This window comes from Proteus sp. CA142267, from assembly GCF_003336825.1.
Classification (GTDB): domain Bacteria; phylum Pseudomonadota; class Gammaproteobacteria; order Enterobacterales; family Enterobacteriaceae; genus Proteus; species Proteus terrae.
In genome coordinates, this window is record NZ_QPMG01000003.1 from 180,447 (window position 1) to 200,345 (window position 19,899).

Sequence of the window (19,899 nt, forward strand, 5' to 3'; positions counted from 1 at the left end):
TCTACCTACTTCTATTGGTATTAGCAGGTGTATTTGTTGCAGCAGGTGTTGTTGCTGGTGTTGCGGTTCCGTTAGTCCCTTCAGCCGTATTGTCTAACGGCTCTTGAGACATAGAACGAGGAAGCGGTGGCCCTGCTTGTTCATAATTAGGTAATACTTGAGGCATCAATTGCATTAAACGCTCATTGGCAGCGTGATAAACCTCTGAAGGCAGAGGTGGCTCTCCCGTTTTATCTGATGCATTCCATAATAAAAGCAAATAGCGTAAACGCTGTAGCTCTGCTGATGGACGAACATTAATCACGGAATAAGCCCGTTGATTATCTACTTTAACGGAAGATACTACACCAACAGGATACCCTTCAGGGAAACGACCGCCCAATCCTGATGTCACTAAAACATCGCCTACACGAATATCAATATTGGCTGGTAATGCTTCTAACAATAAATCATCGGCACAACCCGCACCAGAAGCTATAACTCGAATATCGTTACGCAAAACTTGTACCGGTAATGCATGAGAAGTGTCACATATTAATAGAACACGACTCGTAAGCTCACTTACGGCAATAACTTGTCCTACAACACCTTTATCACTAATAACAGGTTGTCCTTCATAGACGCCATCATTGGTTCCTTTATCAATAACCACTTGATCTCGATAAGGCGTACTATTACCAGACAGCACTTGCGTCACTGTCATTTGTTCATTTTGGCGTAATGGTGAACCAAGTAATTCTCGTAAACGGGCATTCTCTTGCTTAAATTGTTCAAGTAATTGACTTTCTCCGCTGCGAACTAACAACTCTTTTCTTAACGCCTGATTCTCAAACTGTAAACGCTCACGCGTGGCAAATGTTTCTGAAATTTGATCAAGGAAACGACGTGGGCCATTTGCAAGAAAATAGAAGGGACTAACAGCAGTATCAAGATACTGGCGAACTTTAGAAAATGCACCAATACGGTTATCAGCAATCAATAAAGAGATAGCGACAACCACGGCGATTATTAATCTTAGTTGCAGGGAAGGGCCCCGACTAAAAATTGGCTTCATAAACTCTAAGATCACTCACACGGAGAAGTAAAAGAACAGGCGTTAATATTCTCACCAAGGGGGAATCCATTCTCCCTTGTTAGAATTAATCTCAATCTTCGCTAAACAGATCGCCACCGTGCATATCGATCATTTCTAATGCTTTACCACCACCACGAGCAACACAAGTCAGTGGATCTTCAGCAACAATCACAGGAATACCTGTTTCTTCCATTAATAAACGGTCTAGGTTACGTAATAACGCGCCACCACCAGTTAATACCATGCCGCGCTCTGAAATATCAGAAGCCAATTCTGGCGGGCATTGTTCTAATGCAACCATAACTGCACTTACGATACCTGTTAATGGTTCCTGTAAGGCTTCAAGAATTTCATTAGAATTTAATGTAAAGCTACGAGGTACACCTTCTGCAAGGTTACGACCGCGAACTTCAATCTCATTGACTTCATCAGAAGGGTAAGCTGAACCGATATCGTGTTTGATACGTTCTGCGGTTGCTTCACCAATCAGTGAGCCGTAGTTACGACGCACATAGTTAATGATAGCTTCATCAAAACGGTCACCACCGATACGAACAGAAGAAGAGTAAACGACACCATTTAATGAAATCACAGCAACTTCTGTTGTACCACCACCAATATCAACCACCATTGAGCCTGTTGCTTCAGAAACAGGTAAACCTGCACCGATTGCTGCAGACATAGGTTCTTCAATTAAGAACACTTCGCGAGCACCTGCACTTAATGCTGATTCACGGATAGCTCTGCGTTCTACTTGAGTTGCCCCAACGGGTACACAAACTAATACACGAGGACTTGGACGCATAAAGCTATTGTTATGAACCTGTTTTATGAAGTGCTGAAGCATTTTTTCGGTTACATAAAAATCAGCAATCACACCGTCTTTCATTGGACGGATAGCAGCGATATTCCCAGGTGTACGCCCTAACATCTGTTTGGCTTCATGCCCTACAGCTGCAACACTTTTTGATGTGCCAGCGCGATCTTGACGAATAGCGACAACGGAGGGTTCATCGAGAACAATACCCTGTCCTTTGACATAAATAAGGGTATTGGCGGTACCCAAGTCAATAGACAAATCGTTGGAAAACATGCCACGAAATTTTTTAAACATACGAAAGGATAATCCTGCAAGCCGGGACGGAAAAATCCGTCTACTCTATCAACCACAATAAGCAGCGACAAGGCGCGATTCACTACTTAAATTAAAGTGGACACGTAAATAATCTTAAAGGCACAATATTCTACGTTACTTTTCCCAATTGGAGCAGAAAAAAACTGCATAAAAATGGGCTAATTAGAACGATTAACGCATAATTTCGATCCTACGCTGTTCATATTTAAGTTATGTAACAATACAAACAACGCTCACATCAATAAAGAAAAATCTCACTTCGTTGCCAAACTGTGACTCAAAAGTCTCGTTGCAAGTTCAAATAAAATTTATTCATTTGAATAAGCATTATCACTCTATTGATATTAAATGGTGTTTCACCGGCAAAATTTGACTGAGATAACAACCAGAGTACCCACCTCGAATACTTCTAAGGCAACACATTATCTTTATTTCGAGCAATAAAGAGAAATGCTAATTTTCACCCAATCGTAAACCATTAACGGTGTTATCTAATAACCAAGATATAAAACTCAGAATAATCTCTGCACCAATAAACGTAGAACCCCCGTTTATACACTAAAAAAGGATTATTTGTCTCATTATTACAATAGATATTGTGCACAATCACGACGAGGTCTAAAAAATCACCTATCATGACACAAATAGAAATCGATGAGGGGTCAAGATGAAAGCATTATTAGTAGAACAAAATGACAACAAACTCAGTGCCAGCGTACAGAGTGTTGATGAAAAAAAACTTCCTATTCATGAGGTTATTGTCGATATCCATTACTCAACGCTTAACTATAAAGATGGACTCGCGATCACAGGCAAAGGAAAAATACTGCGCCAATTCCCAATGGTACCGGGTATCGATTTTTCAGGTGTCGTTCATCACACGGAAGATCCTCGCTTCCATATTGGTCAACATGTTTTATTAACTGGCTGGGATGTAGGTGAAAGTCACTGGGGTGGGCTTGCACAAAAAGCAGGTGTAAAAGGCGATTGGCTAACTGTAGTACCAGAAGGGCTCTCTTTAAAAAATGCCATGACAATTGGGACTGCAGGTTTTACTGCCATGCTTTGTGTAATGGCATTAGAACAAGGCGGTATCACACCTAAAAGTGGTGATATTTTAGTCACAGGAGCCAGCGGTGGTGTCGGAAGTACCGCCATTAGTTTGCTAACAGTATTAGGTTACCAAGTTACCGCATTAAGTGGCAGAGTAAGTAACCATGACTATTTACGCAAACTTGGTGCCAAAAATATTATCACTCGTGAAGAGTTTGAATCAGCGGGTAGAGCTTTAGATAAACAACGCTGGGCGGGTGCAATCGATACTGTAGGTGGGCAAATTCTTGCCAATATTCTGTCACAAACAAACTATAACGGAACAGTAGCAGCTTGTGGATTAGCAGGTGGTTTCTCTGTACCAACGACAGTCATGCCTTTTATTTTACGCAATGTTCGCTTACAAGGCGTTGATTCGGTTTATTTCCCAGCTGAAAAACGCGCTCAAGTTTGGCAACGTTTATTAAAATTACTGCCAGAAACGTTCTATCAACAAGCAACGACTGAAATTACGCTTGATGAGGTTCCTCGTTATGCCCAAATGATTATGGATAATCAGGTAACAGGCAGAACCTTAGTAAAACTCTAATTTTCGGTTTTTATCTGCTTATTTCTGGCGTTAATTCACCTTATTTAATGCCAGAATAAGCTTCTTTGTGTGTAGTAGAGATATTGAATTGTGATGCAGATCACATTTATGATATATATTGATGATTAATCTCAAAGAAGCTTAGATTTCCAGTGACATCAATAAATAACGTGGTGTTATGATTATTTTTTAGGCACCTGTTTATTTTGCTTTCTCGCATTTACAATCTTGTAAAAACTTTTAACTTTTCATCAAAATAAACCCTTCATACCCTGATTAGACCAGTATTTTGCTGTTATCTTCTGTGAAATGTCTATAATGTCGGACTTTGTGATATGTATCGTAGCATTGGATACAATAAAAGATGACAAAACGAAAAGCACAGGTTATTTTGTCATTTCGTTGACGAATTGACGGAGATAGAAGCATAATGTCGGAAAATTTTCATATTTTGCTCCTGAATGGTCCGAATCTAAACCTGCTTGGAACAAGAGAGCCGGAAACCTACGGACACTTAACTCTGGATGATATCGTTCAAAGTTTGTCAGCAGATGCTCAGGCATTAAATGTGAAACTCAGTCATTTTCAGTCTAACGCTGAATTTGAGCTGATAAATAAAATTCATGCAGCTCGGGGTAATGTCGATTATATATTAATCAACCCTGCAGCTTTCACGCATACCAGTGTTGCACTGCGTGATGCATTATTAGGGGTGAATATTCCATTTATTGAAATTCACCTTTCCAATGTCTACAGTCGGGAGCCTTTCCGTCACCATTCATATCTCTCTGATATCGCAACAGGCGTAATCTGTGGATTAGGTGCAGAAGGTTATCGGTTTGCTTTACAGGCAGCGGTCAGCCGCTTGTCTTAATAAAAAACATCAAAAAGAGTACGGAATCAACTCATGGATATTCGTAAAATTAAAAAACTGATCGAGCTAGTCGAAGAGTCTGGCATTTCTGAACTGGAAATTTCTGAAGGTGAAGAGTCAGTACGTATTAGTCGTAACTCTGGTCTTCAGGGTCAAATGGCTCCTCAGCAATATTTTGCGGCACCAGTGGCACCACAACCTGCATTAGCAAATGCAGTTGCGCCTGTAGCGCCAGAAACACCAGCAGCTACACCAGCGCAAGAAATCAGCGGTCACGTTGTACGTTCACCAATGGTCGGAACGTTCTACCGCTCACCAAGCCCTGAAGCTAAGAAATTTGTTGAAGTCGGTCAGCAAGTCAATGTAGGCGATACTCTGTGCATCGTTGAAGCAATGAAAATGATGAACCAGATTGAATCTGACAAAGCGGGTGTTGTTAAATCTATCCTTTGCCAAGACGGCGACAACGTTGAGTTTGACGCTCCACTCTTTGTTATCGAATAACGAGGCAGGTCCATGCTAGAAAAAATCCTCATTGCCAACCGTGGTGAGATAGCACTGCGTATCCTAAGAGCATGTAAAGAGCTTGGGATCAAAGCAGTTGCTGTTCACTCCACGGCAGACCGTGATTTAAAACACGTTCTGCTGGCAGACGAGACTATCTGTATTGGTCCCGCTGCTTCAGCAAAAAGTTACCTAAATATCCCTGCAATTATTGCAGCGGCTGAGATCAGTGGCGCACAAGCCATTCATCCAGGATACGGTTTCCTGTCTGAAAATGCTGATTTCGCAGAGCAAGTTGAACGCTCAGGCTTTATTTTTATCGGTCCAAAAGCTGAAACCATCCGCCTAATGGGTGACAAAGTTTCTGCTATCGAAGCGATGAAAAAAGCAGGTGTTCCTTGTGTACCAGGATCAGATGGTCCTTTAGGTAACGACACTGCAAAAAATATTGAAATTGCTAAACGTATTGGCTACCCAGTTATCATCAAAGCCTCTGGTGGCGGTGGTGGACGTGGTATGCGAGTTGTTCGTTCTGAAAAAGATCTAGAACAATCCATTACAATGACGCGTGCGGAAGCAAAAGCGGCATTTAGCAACGACATGGTATACATGGAAAAATACCTTGAAAACCCACGCCATGTTGAAATTCAAGTTATGGCTGATGGTCAAGGTAATGCAATCTATTTGGCTGAACGTGATTGCTCAATGCAACGTCGTCACCAAAAAGTGGTTGAAGAAGCACCAGCACCGGGTATTACCCCTGAAATCCGTAAAAATATCGGCGAACGCTGTGCGAACGCATGTATTGAAATCGGCTATCGTGGTGCAGGTACATTCGAATTCCTGTATGAAAATGGTGAATTCTACTTTATTGAGATGAACACCCGTATTCAGGTTGAACATCCAGTAACAGAAATGATCACTGGCATCGACTTAATCAAAGAACAGTTACGCATTGCATCAGGCTTACCTTTATCAGTAACGCAAGATCAAATTAACGTTCATGGTCATGCAATTGAATGTCGTATCAACGCAGAAGATCCAAAAACCTTCATGCCAAGCCCAGGTACGATCACTCGCTTCCACTCACCAGGTGGATTTGGCGTACGTTGGGAATCGCATATTTACGCAGGTTATACTGTTCCACCTCACTATGATTCAATGATTGGTAAATTGATCACTTACGGTGAAACACGCGAAATCGCGATCTCTCGCATGAAGAATGCGTTGGCGGAACTTATCATTGATGGTATTAAAACCAATATTGAACTACACCAGTTCATTATGAATGATGAGAATTTCCAAAAAGGTGGTACAAACATTCACTACCTTGAAAAACGTTTAGGTTTAGCTGAGAAATAATCTTTCTCGCTTAACAAGAAAAGGCATAGTTTATTCACTATGCCTTTTTTATTACAGATTTTCTGATGGGCATTTATTTAATAGGAAACCCTTTAAAAGGTTTTATTTCTCGAATGCTAAAACTGGTGTTCATCTCTTTAATATTACCAATGGCACGCACTTTCATCATTGAAACGTTGTGAAAATCTTCCATATCTTTAACGACCAGTTGCAACATATAGTCGTATCGACCTGAGATATTATGACAAGAAATCACATTATCAATTTTCATTATTTCTTGTTCAAAATGCGCCATATTATCTTCAGAATGCAGATCTAACGTGATGTTCATAAATGCATAAAAATTAAACCCTAAATGCTTAGGTTCAATTATCGCTCGATAACTCTTTATCACTCCCTTTTCTAATGCCTTAAGTCGCTTCCAACAAGCCGGTGGAGATAAAAAAACACGCTTAGCAATTTCTGCATTATTTAATCGCCCTTCTTCTTGTAACAGCTTAAGGATCCCCATATCCGTTTTGTCAAGATCCATCCTATTTGCACCCCTGTGACATTAATCAAAATAACGTTTTTATCAAAGATAATTAATTAATAACTCAATTTTAGCGAATTTTATTAATAAATAAGTCCACCTAGCTTCCAATATGGAAAAATAATTAATCACACTAATTGCTAAAATAATTCTCGAAGTATCGTTATTCAGCTAATACAAAATGATTAGAAATCATGTTCCAAAAATAAACTTAACAAAACAAATACTATAAATTTTACTTTCACATGGGATTACATGTATGACCTTATTAGAACAAAAAGTTGATAGGGCCTCTCTCTCAAAAGAAGAATGGAAAAAATTAACTCGATTCGATAATACTGATATGGGGTGGATTATTATCAGTATTGGGATGGCAATTGGTGCTGGTATTGTGTTCTTACCTGTGCAAGTTGGCTTAATTGGATTATGGGTATTTTTGCTCTCTTCTATTATTGGCTACCCTGCCATGTACCTCTTTCAACGCCTGTTTATTAATACCCTTGCCGACTCTAAAGAATGTAAAGACTACCCTAGTGTTATCGAAGGTTATCTTGGTAAAAACTGGGGAATGTTTTTAGGGTTACTTTACTTCTTGATGTTAGTGATTTGGATTTTTGCTTATCCAACAGCGCTGACTAATGATACAGCATCTTACCTACACACCTTTGGCATAACAGAAGGATTACTGTCAGAAAATCCATTCTATGGCCTAATTCTTATCTCATTTCTCGTTTTAATTGCATCACGAAGTGAAGAGTTATTATTTAAAATCTCAAGCTTTATGGTGTTATCTAAATTATTGGTTGTGTTTGCGCTGGGTGTCATGATGATCAGCATGTGGGATCTGTCGAAAAATATCGATACCTTCCCACCTTTTAGCCTATTAATTAAAAACGCTATTATTACCCTACCTTTTACGCTCACTTCTATACTCTTTATTCAATCCCTTAGCCCGATGGTAATTTCTTATCGTGCTAAAAATAAATCGATTGAAGTCGCTCGATACAAAGCTTTAAGAGCCATGAATATCTCTTTCGGTACACTATTTTGTGTTGTCTTCTTCTATGCTGTTTCTTTTACTTTTGCCATTGGACATGATGAAGCGGTTAAAGCCTATGAGCAGAATATTTCTGCACTAGCGATCGCAGCACAATTTATTGAAGGTGATGCGGCTAAATACGTGACTCCCGTTGGCGTTACACTCAATATCTTTGCATTAATGACCGCATTCTTTGGGGTTTATCTAGGCTTTAAAGAAGCAGTACAAGGCTTAGTTATGAATGCTCTTACTCGTATTATTCCCGCAGAAAAAATTAATCAGAAAATCCTCTCGCTCTGTATTGTCATTTTTACTGTCGTTATTGCGTGGGGAGCCATTGTTCTTAATCTGCCAGTATTAATATTCACTTCAATCTGTAGTCCTATTTTCGGGATTGTAGGTTGTCTTATTCCTGCTTATTTAGTTTACAAAGTACCCTCATTGCACCGCTATAAAGGGGGATCACTGTATTTAATTATCTTTACAGGCATCCTGCTTTGTATTTCCCCTTTCTTAAAATTTATTTAATTAAATTAGATGTATTAAAGGCTTAACCATGAAATATAACTTTGACGAAATTATAGATAGAAAAGATACCGATGCTTTAAATTATGATGGTTGGCGCCAGTATATTTTTAAAGCAGATAAAGACGCGCAATTTGCCTTTGCTGATAATGAGTTTATTAGAATGTGGGTTGCGGATATGGACTTCTCTACGCCTCCTGAAGTGCTTGATGCCATTCAAACGCGCCTTGATAGAAAAATATTAGGTTATACCAAAGTGTATGATGATGAGTATTACCAAATATTTAAAGACTGGTGTCAAAGACATTATGATTGGGAAATTGATCCGAGTGAAATCGTATTATCACCAGGTATTATTCCTGCGTTAAATCGCCTAGTGCCTTTATTAATAAAAGAAGATGAAAGCATCCTGATTCAAACGCCTTCTTATACCCCCTTTAAACAAGCGGGAGATTATAATTCTCGCCAAGTGATCTACTCTGATTTATTAGAAGAAGACGGTGAGTACGCTGTCGATTTTGTTGATATGGAACGCAAAATTAAAGATAAATCACTCAATATTAAGCTCTTTATTTTATGTAATCCTCAAAATCCAACAGGTAAAGTATGGACTGAAGAAGAGCTAATTAAGATGGGGAAACTCTGTATTGAAAATGATATTTGGATGATATCAGATGAAATACATTGTGATTTATTACGTAACGGTGTGACGCACACACCTATCGCTAAACTCTTTCCTCATTATGAGAAAATTGTCACCTGCATGGCCCCAAGCAAAACATTTAATCTTGCAGGTAATCTGATGTCTCATATCTTTATTAAAAATGAAGAAGTAAAAAAAGAGTGGCTTCGTCTTTATGATGACTTTATTTCACCATTAAGTTTAGTTGCAACAAAAGCCGCTTATTCTCAATGTGATGAATGGTTAAAAGAATTAAGAAACTATCTCGATGATAACTTTAAATTAGTACAAGAATTTACTCTAGTTCATTTTCCAAAAGCAAACTTTAAAATACCTGATTCAACCTATTTAGCATGGATTAATTTAGCAGATTATTTACCTGAAGATGTCGATAACCAACAACTTTCACTCTATTTTGCTAATAAAACAGGCGTTTTATTAGAAGGTGGAAATATGTTTGTAAGTAATGGCGATAACTATATTCGTATTAACCTTGCTTGCCCTCGCACCATTATCAAAGAAGGTTTAGAAAGAATAAAAAATGCTCTTTAATTTTTAATTTATGAGATGAGTAAAACAAAGAAGAGTACCACTTTTGATTAATTTATTTTAGTGTCTGCTCTTCTTTTATCCTATTTTCATTATCTTAACCCCCTGCTTATGGCGATTATTTCAATAGTTTATTTGTTGATTAATATATAAACCTATCTCTATTCTATTATTCTCTTAATAGAAAATGATCACTAATCCTTTTAAAACAATAAGATAATCCGTTTTTAATATCCTCTCGCGACTTTGTGATTAATTTTCACTGAATCAATACTCACTTTCCCGTACAATCCTCCCATCATTTTTAACCCTATTAAGATTGGGAGAACAGATGGACAAACGTTTTGTTCAGGCCCACAAAGAAGCCCTTTGGGCCCTAATTTTAACTTTTATGTATTTGTTGGGTTGGTTAATTACCGCCTATTTACCTGATAACACACTAGGCATTACTGGTTTACCTCTTTGGTTTGAGCTTTCATGCTTATTTCTACCTGTTTTGTTTTTTCTGTTGTGCTATCTGATGGTGCGCTACTTTTTCAAAGATATGCCGTTAGGAGATGAGCATGACGATGCAAACTGAGGTCATAGTGCCACTGATTGGCTACCTTCTGCTGGTCTTTCTGTTATCGGCTTATGCTTATCGTAAGCGCGAAAAAGGCGAGTTTCTTAACGAATATTTTCTTGGTAACCGCTCAATGGGTGGCTTCGTGCTAGCCATGACTATCACTGCAACTTATGTCAGTGCCAGCTCCTTTATTGGTGGGCCGGGTGCTGCCTATAAATACGGTATCGGTTGGGTATTACTTTCGATGATCCAACTTCCCGCTATTTGGCTTTCTCTGGGTGTTTTAGGGAAAAAATTTGCCATTTTAGCGCGCCGTTATAATGCCGTAACCTTAAACGATATGCTCTATGCGCGTTACAAAAGCCGTTTTCTAGTCTGGTTTGCCAGTTTAAGCTTGTTAGTCGCTTTTGTCGGCGCTATGACAGTGCAATTTATTGGTGGAGCGCGCTTATTAGAAACTGCGGCAGGCATTCCTTATGAATTCGGCTTACTGATCTTTGGGATCTCCATTGCGTTGTACACTGCAATTGGTGGATTTAGAGCCAGCGTATTAAACGATGCCTTACAAGGCCTTGTGATGTTGCTTGGTACTTTTATTCTCCTGTTTGCCATCATCTATAAAGCAGGTGGATTAGATATTGCGATACAAAAACTCAATGCCATCGATCCTGCGTTAACATCTCCCCAAGGGGCGGATGGTATTTTAAGTGGCCCATTTATGGCTTCATTTTGGGTACTGGTCTGTTTTGGTGTTATCGGCTTGCCACATACTGCGGTACGTTGCATCTCTTACAAAGACAGTAAAGCCATGCATAAAGGGATCATCATTGGTACCATTGTGATGTCATTACTGATGTTTGGTATGCACTTTGCTGGCGCATTAGGTCGGGCGATCATTCCTGATCTGATGGTTCCTGATCAAGTTATTCCAACACTGATGGTTGAAGTATTACCACCTATTGCAGCAGGTATTTTTCTTGCGGCACCCATGGCTGCCATTATGTCGACGATTAATGCGCAACTGTTACAATCATCAGCAACGTTAGTCAAAGATCTCTATCTCAATATCGCCCCGCATGCGATCACGAATGAGAAACGTATTTCTCGTTTATCAAGCCTTTCCACCTTGATTTTAGGTGTGTTACTGCTATTTGCAGCATGGAACCCACCATCGATGATTATTTGGCTTAACTTACTTGCTTTTGGTGGCCTACAAGCGGTTTTCTTATGGCCTTTAGTTCTTGGGCTTTATTGGGAAAAAGCCAACCGTTATGGTGCGATTGCGGGCATGCTCACAGGTGCCACACTCTACGCTACCCTTGCGACATTTAATCTCCAGATAGCTGGATTCCACCCCATTGTTCCATCACTGTTATTGAGCTTAGTCGCGTTTCTTGTGGCTAATCGATTTGGAGAGCATACTCTGCCCCAATCAGCATCATTACAGTGAATTCGTTTTTAAAGAGACTAATTATGCCTTGGATACAATTAAGACTTAATGCAACCGCCGCTAATGCAGAAGCTATTGGTGATGAATTGGTTGAAAGCGGTGCCGTTTCAGTGACTTTCCAAGATAGTCACGATACCCCTATCTTTGAACCTTTACCGGGTGAAACTCGTCTTTGGGGTGATACTGACGTCATCGGTTTATATGATGCAGAAACTGACATGAAAATCGTTGTGGCGATGTTAGAAAATACGCCATTACTCGGTCAAGGTTTCCTGCACAAAGTTGAACAACTCGAAGATAAAGATTGGGAACGTGAATGGATGGATAATTTCCACCCGATGCGTTTTGGCGAGCGTTTATGGATTTGCCCAAGCTGGCGTGAAGTGCCTGATCCTAACGCCGTTAACGTCATGCTAGACCCTGGTCTTGCATTTGGTACAGGTACCCACCCTACCACCTCATTATGCCTTCAGTGGCTTGATGGTTTAGATTTAGCGGGTAAAACGGTTATCGACTTCGGTTGTGGCTCTGGCATTTTAGCTATTGCGGCATTAAAACTGGGTGCAGCAAAAGCGATTGGTATTGATATCGACCCTCAAGCTATCCAAGCAAGTCGTGATAATGCACAGCGTAATGGTGTTTCTGACGCACTCACACTGTATCTTGCAAAAGACCAGCCTGATAACCTCAGCGCTGATGTTGTAGTCGCCAATATTTTAGCAGGTCCATTGCGTGAATTAGCACCTGTTATCAGCACACTGCCTCGCCAAGGTGGACATCTAGGTCTTTCAGGTGTGTTAGCGACACAAGCAGAAGGTGTAGCTGCTGCCTATGAAGGATTATTTAACTTAGATCCTGTTGCTGAAAAAGAAGAGTGGTGTCGTATTACCGGCGTGAAAAAATAATGCCGAACAAATATTAACCAAAATGAGATAATCTCATTGCGTTAAAATTTCACTTAATTATTGTTTATCAGGCATTAATCACATTTTTGCCTGATAAACTCTACTTAGTTTCACTTGTTTATCAATTCTATATCATCAATTTTTAATTTTCTAAAAACATATAACATCATGTTTTTATTAATTAAATAATCAATTCATAAAAAATCAAGTGTAAAAAAGTAACTTTTTTTCGCAATTTGGTTAAACTTTGTCCTTTCATATCTGGCAAAAAATGCGTAATATACGCGCCCTTGCAGTCACAGTTTGGCCCTCTTTTCATCTATGCGAATCGGACAGTATCAGTTAAAAAATTGCCTTATCGCGGCTCCCATGGCTGGCGTTACAGACCGACCTTTTCGGTCGCTTTGCTATGATATGGGTGCGGGTATGACAGTTTCTGAAATGCTTTCTTCCAATCCTCAGGTTTGGCAGACAGACAAGTCTCGATTACGAATGGTACATAGTGATGAATTGGGGATCCGCTCCGTACAAATTGCAGGAAGTGATCCCGTTGATATGGCGGCGGCTGCGAAAATAAACGCAGATAGTGGCGCTCAAATTATCGACATTAACATGGGTTGTCCTGCAAAAAAGGTGAATAAAAAGCTAGCCGGTTCAGCACTACTTCGTCATCCCAACCTTGTCGCAGAGATCCTCTCTGCTGTGGTTAACGCGGTAGATGTTCCTGTTACTCTCAAGATCCGTACTGGCTGGTCACCTGATGAACGTAACTGTGTAGAGATTGCCAAATTGGCTGAACGTTGTGGTATTCAGGCTCTCACTATTCATGGACGCACACGCGAGTGTTTGTTCAAAGGGGAAGCCGAATACGACAGCATTCGGACAGTTAAGCAGAGTGTTTCTATTCCCATTATTGCGAATGGAGACATAACAGACCCGCTAAAAGCCAGAGCAGTATTAGACTACACTGGAGCCGATGCTTTGATGATCGGTCGCGCTGCTCAGGGAAGACCCTGGATCTTTCGGGAAATCCAGCACTATCTGGACACAGGTGAACTGTTGCCCCCTCTGCCGATTGCGGAGGTACAACAAATAATGCAAAAGCATGTGCGTGAGTTGCACGACTTTTACGGTCAAGGCAAAGGAACTCGCATTGCACGCAAGCATGTCTCTTGGTATCTCAAGGAACATGCCCCTGATGACCAGTTTCGGCGCTCCTTCAACGCCATAGAGGATGCCAGCGAACAGCTGGAGGCGTTGGAAGCATATTTCGAAAATTTTTTGCGTAAATAAATAAAAGAGCTGACAGAACTATGTTCGAACAACGCGTAAATTCAGACGTACTAACAGTTGCCACCGTAAATTCACAAGATCAGGTGACCCAAAAACCTTTACGTGACTCAGTTAAACAAGCACTGAAGAACTATTTTGCTCAATTAAACGGTCAAGACGTTAATGACTTATATGAGCTAGTATTGGCTGAAGTTGAACAGCCATTGTTGGACATGGTAATGCAGTACACCCGTGGCAACCAAACGCGTGCAGCGCAAATGATGGGCATTAACCGCGGCACACTGCGTAAGAAACTGAAAAAATACGGCATGAACTGATCCTAGTCAGTTAGGTCTATTTTTATAAAAAGCCTTTTCTGGTTTTCCAGGAAAGGCTTTTTTGTTGCTTATTTTTCACACTTTCTCTATAACGTTAATGAACATGTTACCAAATATGGTAACATGTCAGTATGTTACCAAATGTGGTAACATGATACTTATTCCATAAAATAATAAGAGCCAAAAGATGAATAAAGACATCGTAAGTGTCATTACAGGTGATATCATTGATTCTAAAAATATCCCCATCCAAAACTATGATCTTATGCTCTACACTTTGGAGCAAACAGTTCAGCTACTCTCAGAACAGTTACCAATTAAATATGATCGATACCGTGGCGATTCTTTCCAGATTGTTTGCTTACAAGCAGAGGATGCTATCAAAGTCGCTATCGTCATCCAATTGGCACTAAAAACGTCAAATCTAGAAATCAGTGCTCGTCAAAGTATTGGCATCGGCAAAATTGACTCATTGCGTAATGATGTAAGAACTTCAATTGGTGAGGCCTTTATTTTATCTGGTGAAGGACTCGATAAAATGAAAGGTGAAATTTTGACAATATCGGCATCTAGCTCAGATTTTCAACAAAACATTACCTTAGTCACTAAGTATTTAAATGTGCAACTCAAAGAAATTACTCGAGCACAAGCGCAAGTTTTACTTAAATACATGGTCAATAAAGATAAATCTCACTATGCTATCGCTGATGAATTAAAAAAATCGAGAAGTAATATTACTAGATTATTAAATGCTAGCCACTACCAGTTAATAGATGAATATATTCAATACTTTAATTATTTAATTAACAAGGCTTATTGATATGTATAATTTCGTACTTCTTATTTCTCTCTATATTGCTCATATTGCTTTTGATTTTTATTTACAACCTAAAGCATGGATAGAAGCGCGAAATACTCTACATTACAAATCTAAAGAGCTTTACTTGCACTCACTACTGCAAGGTGGGATAACCTTTATTATTCTCGTTTTAATGACAGAGATAAGTTTTGGTTCTATTTTCATTTACAGTGTAATTGTATTAATTACACACTATCTTTTCGATCTTGGAAAATCCTATACTGATAACTCTTTAAAATGGTTTATTACTGATCAAGCTCTTCATTTATTCGTAATTACCTTTTTATGGATAATATTAATTGATCAAAATACTCAAATATTCCATGATCTTAGTTTTAAAAATATTAACTATAAATATTTGATTGTTATTCTTGCCTACATCATTATTTTAAAGCCGATTTCCATCCTTATTTATATGTTACTCAAGAAATGGACACCTGTCGCAGAAGAAGGCTCAACGCTCGTTTCTGCTGGTCAATCTATTGGTTATTTGGAAAGAATACTTATTTTAACCTTCATTCTTTTAAACCAATTTGCAGCAATTGGTTTTTTATTAGCAGCCAAATCTATATTTAGATTTGGTGAGTTACAAAATGACCAAGATAAAAAACTAACAGAATATGTTATGTTAGGTACACTTATTAGCTTTAGCATCTCTATCCTTCTCGGGCTTGCCACGACATATCTAGTAACTCAATTACCCATAGGCAAATAACCCATCAGTTGTTTGAAATGAACGTTATATTCTCTGATGGAAACCCTGTAGGAAATGACTGACAACGAATTCGTTTTGATAGCACACCTTCTAAAAACCCTGTCAGATTTTCTGCAATAAATTCCACCTCAGAGGCTCTGGATGGAATAATTGCCATTGTCCATAAATTGCTATTATTGGATGAAACAGCCCAAAACAGAGTATCTCCATTATCTGTCTCTCCAATAGGCAAAAGCCCATTATTTTTAGGGTACAGATGAAAAGTATAATAATCAGGATCAGCCTGTATTAACGAATTAAAATCCTTAAGGATTGCCTCTTTTTGCTGAAAGAAATTAAGATATTCATTCTCACTAAATGGATTAAATAACGTAATAAAGTTGGCTATGTGTCCTGAACCATATTGCGTGACAAATTCAATATAGTCTTGAGGAAAGGTGTATCGATTATCAATAAGTAGCCATTCCTGATCTTCTCCTCGTTCTATCGGACATAAAGGTATTGGTAGCCACTGATTTAATGTTGTTAACATTCTATCCTCTCTGATTTGATTTCCATTTTATCGCTCAATTTATGGTATTTTATCTTTACCTTATTTTTATCATAACTTCGCTAATTTCTATCACTCTAGATACGTGATAAAAATCCGATACCAACAAGACGATAATCATGACAACACCTTCACGTACCATTACATTTATTGATAGCGCTTACCCTAAACCTCATAACATTGAAGAATTTGTCTGGTCTGGGCGATTAGATAAACATGGCCAACTTTGGTTTGATCTGCATCTTAGAAGTGCCAGCTACTATTTAAGTGAAGGTAAGGATTATCCTGATGATATAGACGAAGATGAGCTAGATGATGAGGAAGAATATACCAGCCTTGTTGATTGGCAATCTAGAATTGTCTGGGATAATTATCATCGTTGCACCCTCTCTTCAACATTTTGGTCAGATGAAAAAGGTATTTTACTGAGTACAGGCGAAGTTCCTTTTGATTTTGACAATTTTATCACGCACCAATTTAATCTTGATACTGCACCACAAATAAATCATTCTGAAGACGACGATGAGCCAACAGAAATCTCTGCATTCAGTATTTATTTATTAGGACATGATGAATGTAAAAATCATCAAATTCACTTCCAACGTCAACAAGATAACACTTATCACATTAATTGGAGTGGAAAAATCGCACTAACTTATGGTGGATTTGATGAGTTTATCCATCAATTTATTGCAAGATTAGAAAATATTTCTTTTGATGGTTTTTACTTCCCTAAATCATGGGATTTAGATAAAGCGACGGTTGAATTTAAAAAAGTGCTTTCTCATTTTGAACACTATGAATTCACATTAATTAACCCCAAAAGCCAAATAAAACAGTGGAAACTTAAATATACGGCTTAAATAGGTAGGCGATCTACCAAGTGAATTGATAATAATAAGATTATTATCAAGACGATATTCTACAAATAGAATATCTGTCATTTGTTTATATAAATATTGTCTATACAATAGACAATATTTATGTTTATCAGGGAATTACAATGACTGCCTTACCAAGAAAAAAAATATGGCAGATTGTCCTCACTATTATTCTAGTTGGGATAAATTTACGCCCTTTCTTAACCGGCCCCGGCCCTGTTATTGACAATATTATTGCCTCAACAGGAATGAGTTATAGTCAAGTCTCATTACTTACACTATTACCCATGCTTTTAATGGGAATAGGCGCATTAATCGTTCCTTTCTTACAACCTTATATTCAAGTACGTAAAGGGCTTTTAGTCGCAATGCTAATGCTTCTGATGGGCTCTTTTTCTCGAGCCTATGTTTCTGATGGCAATCAGCTATTACTAACAGCTCTCTTTTGTGGTTTAAGCGTCGCCTATATTCAAGCGGTATTTCCCGGCATTATTAAAGGGTGGTTTGGAAATCGAACACCTATCATGATGGGTTTATATTCCGCTATGCTAATGGGGGGAGGCGCACTCGGGGCACAATTATCCCCTCTTCTCACTGTGACTTATGACCATTGGCAAAGTGCTTTAGCGTGGTTTGCGCTTCCCGCAGGATTTGCATTTATCGCGATCCTTTTTTCTATTAAAAATAGCGCCACTTCTGCCAATAAAATATCACTAAATACCTTAATTTGGCGTCCTAGAACAGGATTACTTATCTTAGGATTTGGTTGCGTTAATGCAGGTTATGCCTCTGTTGTGACATGGTTAGCGCCATTCTACCAATCGCTAGGAATGCCAAGTGCCCAAAGTGGCTCACTTGTTGCTATTCTTTCTCTTTTCCAGGCCTCTGCCGCTTTAATTATTCCTTTCTTGGCGACTAAAAATCACGACAGGCGTTTTTGGCTTACGATAACATTAATAAGCCAATTTATTGGTTTTGTCTCGGTTATGGTTATTCCGATGAGTGCCCCTTATCTTTGGAGTATATTCTTAGGCTGTGGTTTGGGGGGCTGTTTTTCTATGATGATGATTGTCGCTCTCGATCATATTCCTGATCCAGCACAAGCAGGTGCTCTGTCAGCATTAATGCAAGGTGGTGGCTTTATTATTGCTGCTTTCGGACCATTAATTGCGGTGCTATTACGCCAACCTGATGGAAGCTTTACTTATGCATGGGCATTTCATGCCATTTTAGTGATTGTGACTATAGGATTATTTGCACGATTAAATCCTCGTCATTATGCGAAAGCTTATCCCGCTAATCATCCTACTCAATAACGCCCTATATTTAAGACTCATATAAAATAAGCGCCTTACTTTTTACAAATAAGGCGCTTATCAAGGATAATAATTAAATACTACTTATGAAGATAATTAAGCAACGATATGTGTTCCGGTTTCACCTTTTAAGGCTGAAGCCAATTTTTCTGGCGTTGTGATAATCACTCTTTTTCCACCAGCAGCTAAAAATGAGAGACTGGCTTCAATTTTAGGAAGCATACTGCCCGGAGGAAAATGCCCTTCATGCATATATTGTGTCATTTCTTCAACCGACGTTTCGCCTAATGCTTTCTGTTCTGGTTTGCCGAAATGAATACAAACTTTTTCAACACCCGTTGTGATGATAAGAATATCTGCATGTAATTCTTTTGCGAGCAATGTCGATGACAGATCTTTATCAATAACCGCATCAACACTTTGGTAATTACCGTGTTCATTTTTGATAACTGGAATACCGCCGCCACCTACTGCAATCACAACATAGCCACATTCTGACAGTGATTTAATTGCCTTAGATTCAATAACATGTTGTGGAAATGGAGAGGCAACAACACGGCGATAACCACGACCAGAATCTTCAACGAAATGCCATTGAGGATTTTCTTGCTTTAATTGCATCATCTCTTGTTCTGAGAAAAATGCACCAATAGGTTTTGTTGGAGAAACAAAATTTGGATCGTTTTTATCGACTTCAACTTGTGTGATAAGGGTGATCGCTTGTTTGCTTTGTTGAACACGAAGCTTATTCGTTAACGCTTGTTGTATTAAATAACCAATACCGCCTTGTGTATCTGCAACACAATTGGCTAATGGTGTTAACGGTAAACCTTCTTGCACATGCGCCACTTCAGCGCGACGTAAATCAAGCCCAACTTGTGGCCCATTACCATGTGTTAAAACAATATTATACCCTTCAGCCACCATATCACTAATATGGGCTGCAACCTCTTGTACTGCTTGTTCTTGATGAGCGATAGACTGGCTAGCATTGTCTTTAATAATACTGTTGCCTCCAATGGCAACAACAACGAGTTCTTTCATATTTCACTCTCAATTATATTATTGGCAATTAAAGTAGAAATAACACACCTCTACTCTTAGAGGTTGGGTTGATAAGGTCGCCATA

Annotated in this window: 20 protein-coding genes; 15 read left to right on the forward strand and 5 right to left on the reverse strand. The window is 39.0% G+C overall.

The genetic code is table 11. The annotated features are described in order from the left end of the window. Position 1 precedes the first annotated feature (1 nt). Both mreC and mreB read right to left on the reverse strand, forming a co-directional pair. Entirely contained in the window at positions 2-1,054 is a 1,053-nt protein-coding gene (mreC, locus tag C0T34_RS08175) for a rod shape-determining protein MreC (RefSeq protein WP_075671483.1), read from the reverse strand. Positions 1,055-1,145: 91 nt separating this feature from the next. Next, positions 1,146-2,189 (reverse strand): rod shape-determining protein MreB, encoded by a 1,044-nt coding sequence (gene mreB, locus C0T34_RS08180; protein ID WP_023582893.1) that lies wholly within the window; start codon positions 2,187-2,189, stop codon positions 1,146-1,148. Between the two features lie 688 nt (positions 2,190-2,877). Between mreB and C0T34_RS08185 the strand changes: the two genes are divergently transcribed. The 4 genes from C0T34_RS08185 to accC all read left to right on the forward strand — a co-directional run bounded on the left by C0T34_RS08185 (position 2,878) and on the right by accC (position 6,592). After that, positions 2,878-3,852: an MDR family oxidoreductase gene (locus tag C0T34_RS08185; RefSeq protein WP_109849993.1), complete on the forward strand. Its 975-nt coding sequence runs from the start codon at positions 2,878-2,880 to the stop codon at positions 3,850-3,852. A 430-nt stretch (positions 3,853-4,282) separates the two neighbouring features. Next, complete coding sequence (aroQ, locus tag C0T34_RS08190; RefSeq protein WP_006535378.1) at positions 4,283-4,726, forward strand: type II 3-dehydroquinate dehydratase; 444 nt, start codon at positions 4,283-4,285, stop codon at positions 4,724-4,726. Between the two features lie 33 nt (positions 4,727-4,759). Continuing rightward, positions 4,760-5,230 (forward strand): acetyl-CoA carboxylase biotin carboxyl carrier protein, encoded by a 471-nt coding sequence (accB, locus tag C0T34_RS08195; protein WP_075671489.1) that lies wholly within the window; start codon positions 4,760-4,762, stop codon positions 5,228-5,230. A 12-nt stretch (positions 5,231-5,242) separates the two neighbouring features. Continuing rightward, positions 5,243-6,592 carry an acetyl-CoA carboxylase biotin carboxylase subunit gene (gene accC, locus C0T34_RS08200; protein ID WP_098941221.1) on the forward strand — a complete coding sequence of 450 codons (1,350 nt, stop codon included), beginning with the start codon at positions 5,243-5,245 and terminating at the stop codon, positions 6,590-6,592. 73 nt (positions 6,593-6,665) lie between these two features. Here accC and C0T34_RS08205 read toward each other — a convergent pair whose 3' ends face one another. Next, positions 6,666-7,124: an Lrp/AsnC family transcriptional regulator gene (locus tag C0T34_RS08205; protein ID WP_098941222.1), complete on the reverse strand. Its 459-nt coding sequence runs from the start codon at positions 7,122-7,124 to the stop codon at positions 6,666-6,668. A 259-nt stretch (positions 7,125-7,383) separates the two neighbouring features. On the opposite strand from C0T34_RS08205, the gene C0T34_RS08210 reads away from it, so the two are divergent. From C0T34_RS08210 to C0T34_RS08250, 9 genes are all read left to right on the forward strand, one after another. Further along, on the forward strand, positions 7,384-8,691 hold the full coding sequence (locus C0T34_RS08210) for an aromatic amino acid transport family protein (protein ID WP_109849994.1): 1,308 nt from the start codon (positions 7,384-7,386) through the stop codon (positions 8,689-8,691). 28 nt (positions 8,692-8,719) lie between these two features. Continuing rightward, positions 8,720-9,922, forward strand: a complete 1,203-nt coding sequence (locus tag C0T34_RS08215; protein ID WP_098941224.1) for a PatB family C-S lyase — start codon at positions 8,720-8,722, stop codon at positions 9,920-9,922. 328 nt (positions 9,923-10,250) lie between these two features. After that, positions 10,251-10,499 carry a YhdT family protein gene (locus C0T34_RS08220; RefSeq protein ID WP_023582900.1) on the forward strand — a complete coding sequence of 83 codons (249 nt, stop codon included), beginning with the start codon at positions 10,251-10,253 and terminating at the stop codon, positions 10,497-10,499. Continuing rightward, complete coding sequence (panF, locus tag C0T34_RS08225) at positions 10,489-11,934, forward strand: sodium/pantothenate symporter (RefSeq protein WP_098944015.1); 1,446 nt, start codon at positions 10,489-10,491, stop codon at positions 11,932-11,934. The genes C0T34_RS08220 and panF overlap by 11 nt, the downstream gene beginning before the upstream one ends. 23 nt (positions 11,935-11,957) lie before the next feature. Further along, positions 11,958-12,839: a 50S ribosomal protein L11 methyltransferase gene (gene prmA / locus C0T34_RS08230; protein WP_098941225.1), complete on the forward strand. Its 882-nt coding sequence runs from the start codon at positions 11,958-11,960 to the stop codon at positions 12,837-12,839. A gap of 321 nt (positions 12,840-13,160) precedes the next feature. Beyond that, the gene (gene dusB / locus C0T34_RS08235) at positions 13,161-14,132 is read left to right on the forward strand and encodes a tRNA dihydrouridine synthase DusB (RefSeq protein ID WP_098941226.1); all 972 of its coding nucleotides are present in this window, start codon (positions 13,161-13,163) and stop codon (positions 14,130-14,132) included. Positions 14,133-14,152: 20 nt separating this feature from the next. Beyond that, positions 14,153-14,449 carry a DNA-binding transcriptional regulator Fis gene (gene fis / locus C0T34_RS08240; protein WP_004245342.1) on the forward strand — a complete coding sequence of 99 codons (297 nt, stop codon included), beginning with the start codon at positions 14,153-14,155 and terminating at the stop codon, positions 14,447-14,449. Between the two features lie 187 nt (positions 14,450-14,636). Beyond that, positions 14,637-15,269, forward strand: a complete 633-nt coding sequence (locus tag C0T34_RS08245; RefSeq protein ID WP_098941227.1) for a hypothetical protein — start codon at positions 14,637-14,639, stop codon at positions 15,267-15,269. 1 nt (position 15,270) lies between these two features. After that, positions 15,271-16,023 carry a DUF3307 domain-containing protein gene (locus C0T34_RS08250; RefSeq protein ID WP_098941228.1) on the forward strand — a complete coding sequence of 251 codons (753 nt, stop codon included), beginning with the start codon at positions 15,271-15,273 and terminating at the stop codon, positions 16,021-16,023. Positions 16,024-16,027: 4 nt separating this feature from the next. Here C0T34_RS08250 and C0T34_RS08255 read toward each other — a convergent pair whose 3' ends face one another. After that, positions 16,028-16,555: an SMI1/KNR4 family protein gene (locus C0T34_RS08255; protein ID WP_098941229.1), complete on the reverse strand. Its 528-nt coding sequence runs from the start codon at positions 16,553-16,555 to the stop codon at positions 16,028-16,030. Positions 16,556-16,692: 137 nt separating this feature from the next. Here C0T34_RS08255 and C0T34_RS08260 point away from each other — a divergent pair, with 137 nt between their 5' ends. Next, positions 16,693-17,436 (forward strand): hypothetical protein, encoded by a 744-nt coding sequence (locus C0T34_RS08260; RefSeq protein ID WP_098941230.1) that lies wholly within the window; start codon positions 16,693-16,695, stop codon positions 17,434-17,436. A 140-nt stretch (positions 17,437-17,576) separates the two neighbouring features. Further along, entirely contained in the window at positions 17,577-18,770 is a 1,194-nt protein-coding gene (locus C0T34_RS08265) for a cyanate transporter (protein ID WP_109849995.1), read from the forward strand. A gap of 96 nt (positions 18,771-18,866) precedes the next feature. On the opposite strand, the gene C0T34_RS08270 is transcribed toward C0T34_RS08265, so the two are convergent. Next, a complete protein-coding gene (locus C0T34_RS08270) occupies positions 18,867-19,814 on the reverse strand; it encodes a carbamate kinase family protein (protein WP_098941232.1) in 948 nt (315 codons plus the stop codon). Positions 19,815-19,899 lie beyond the last annotated feature (85 nt).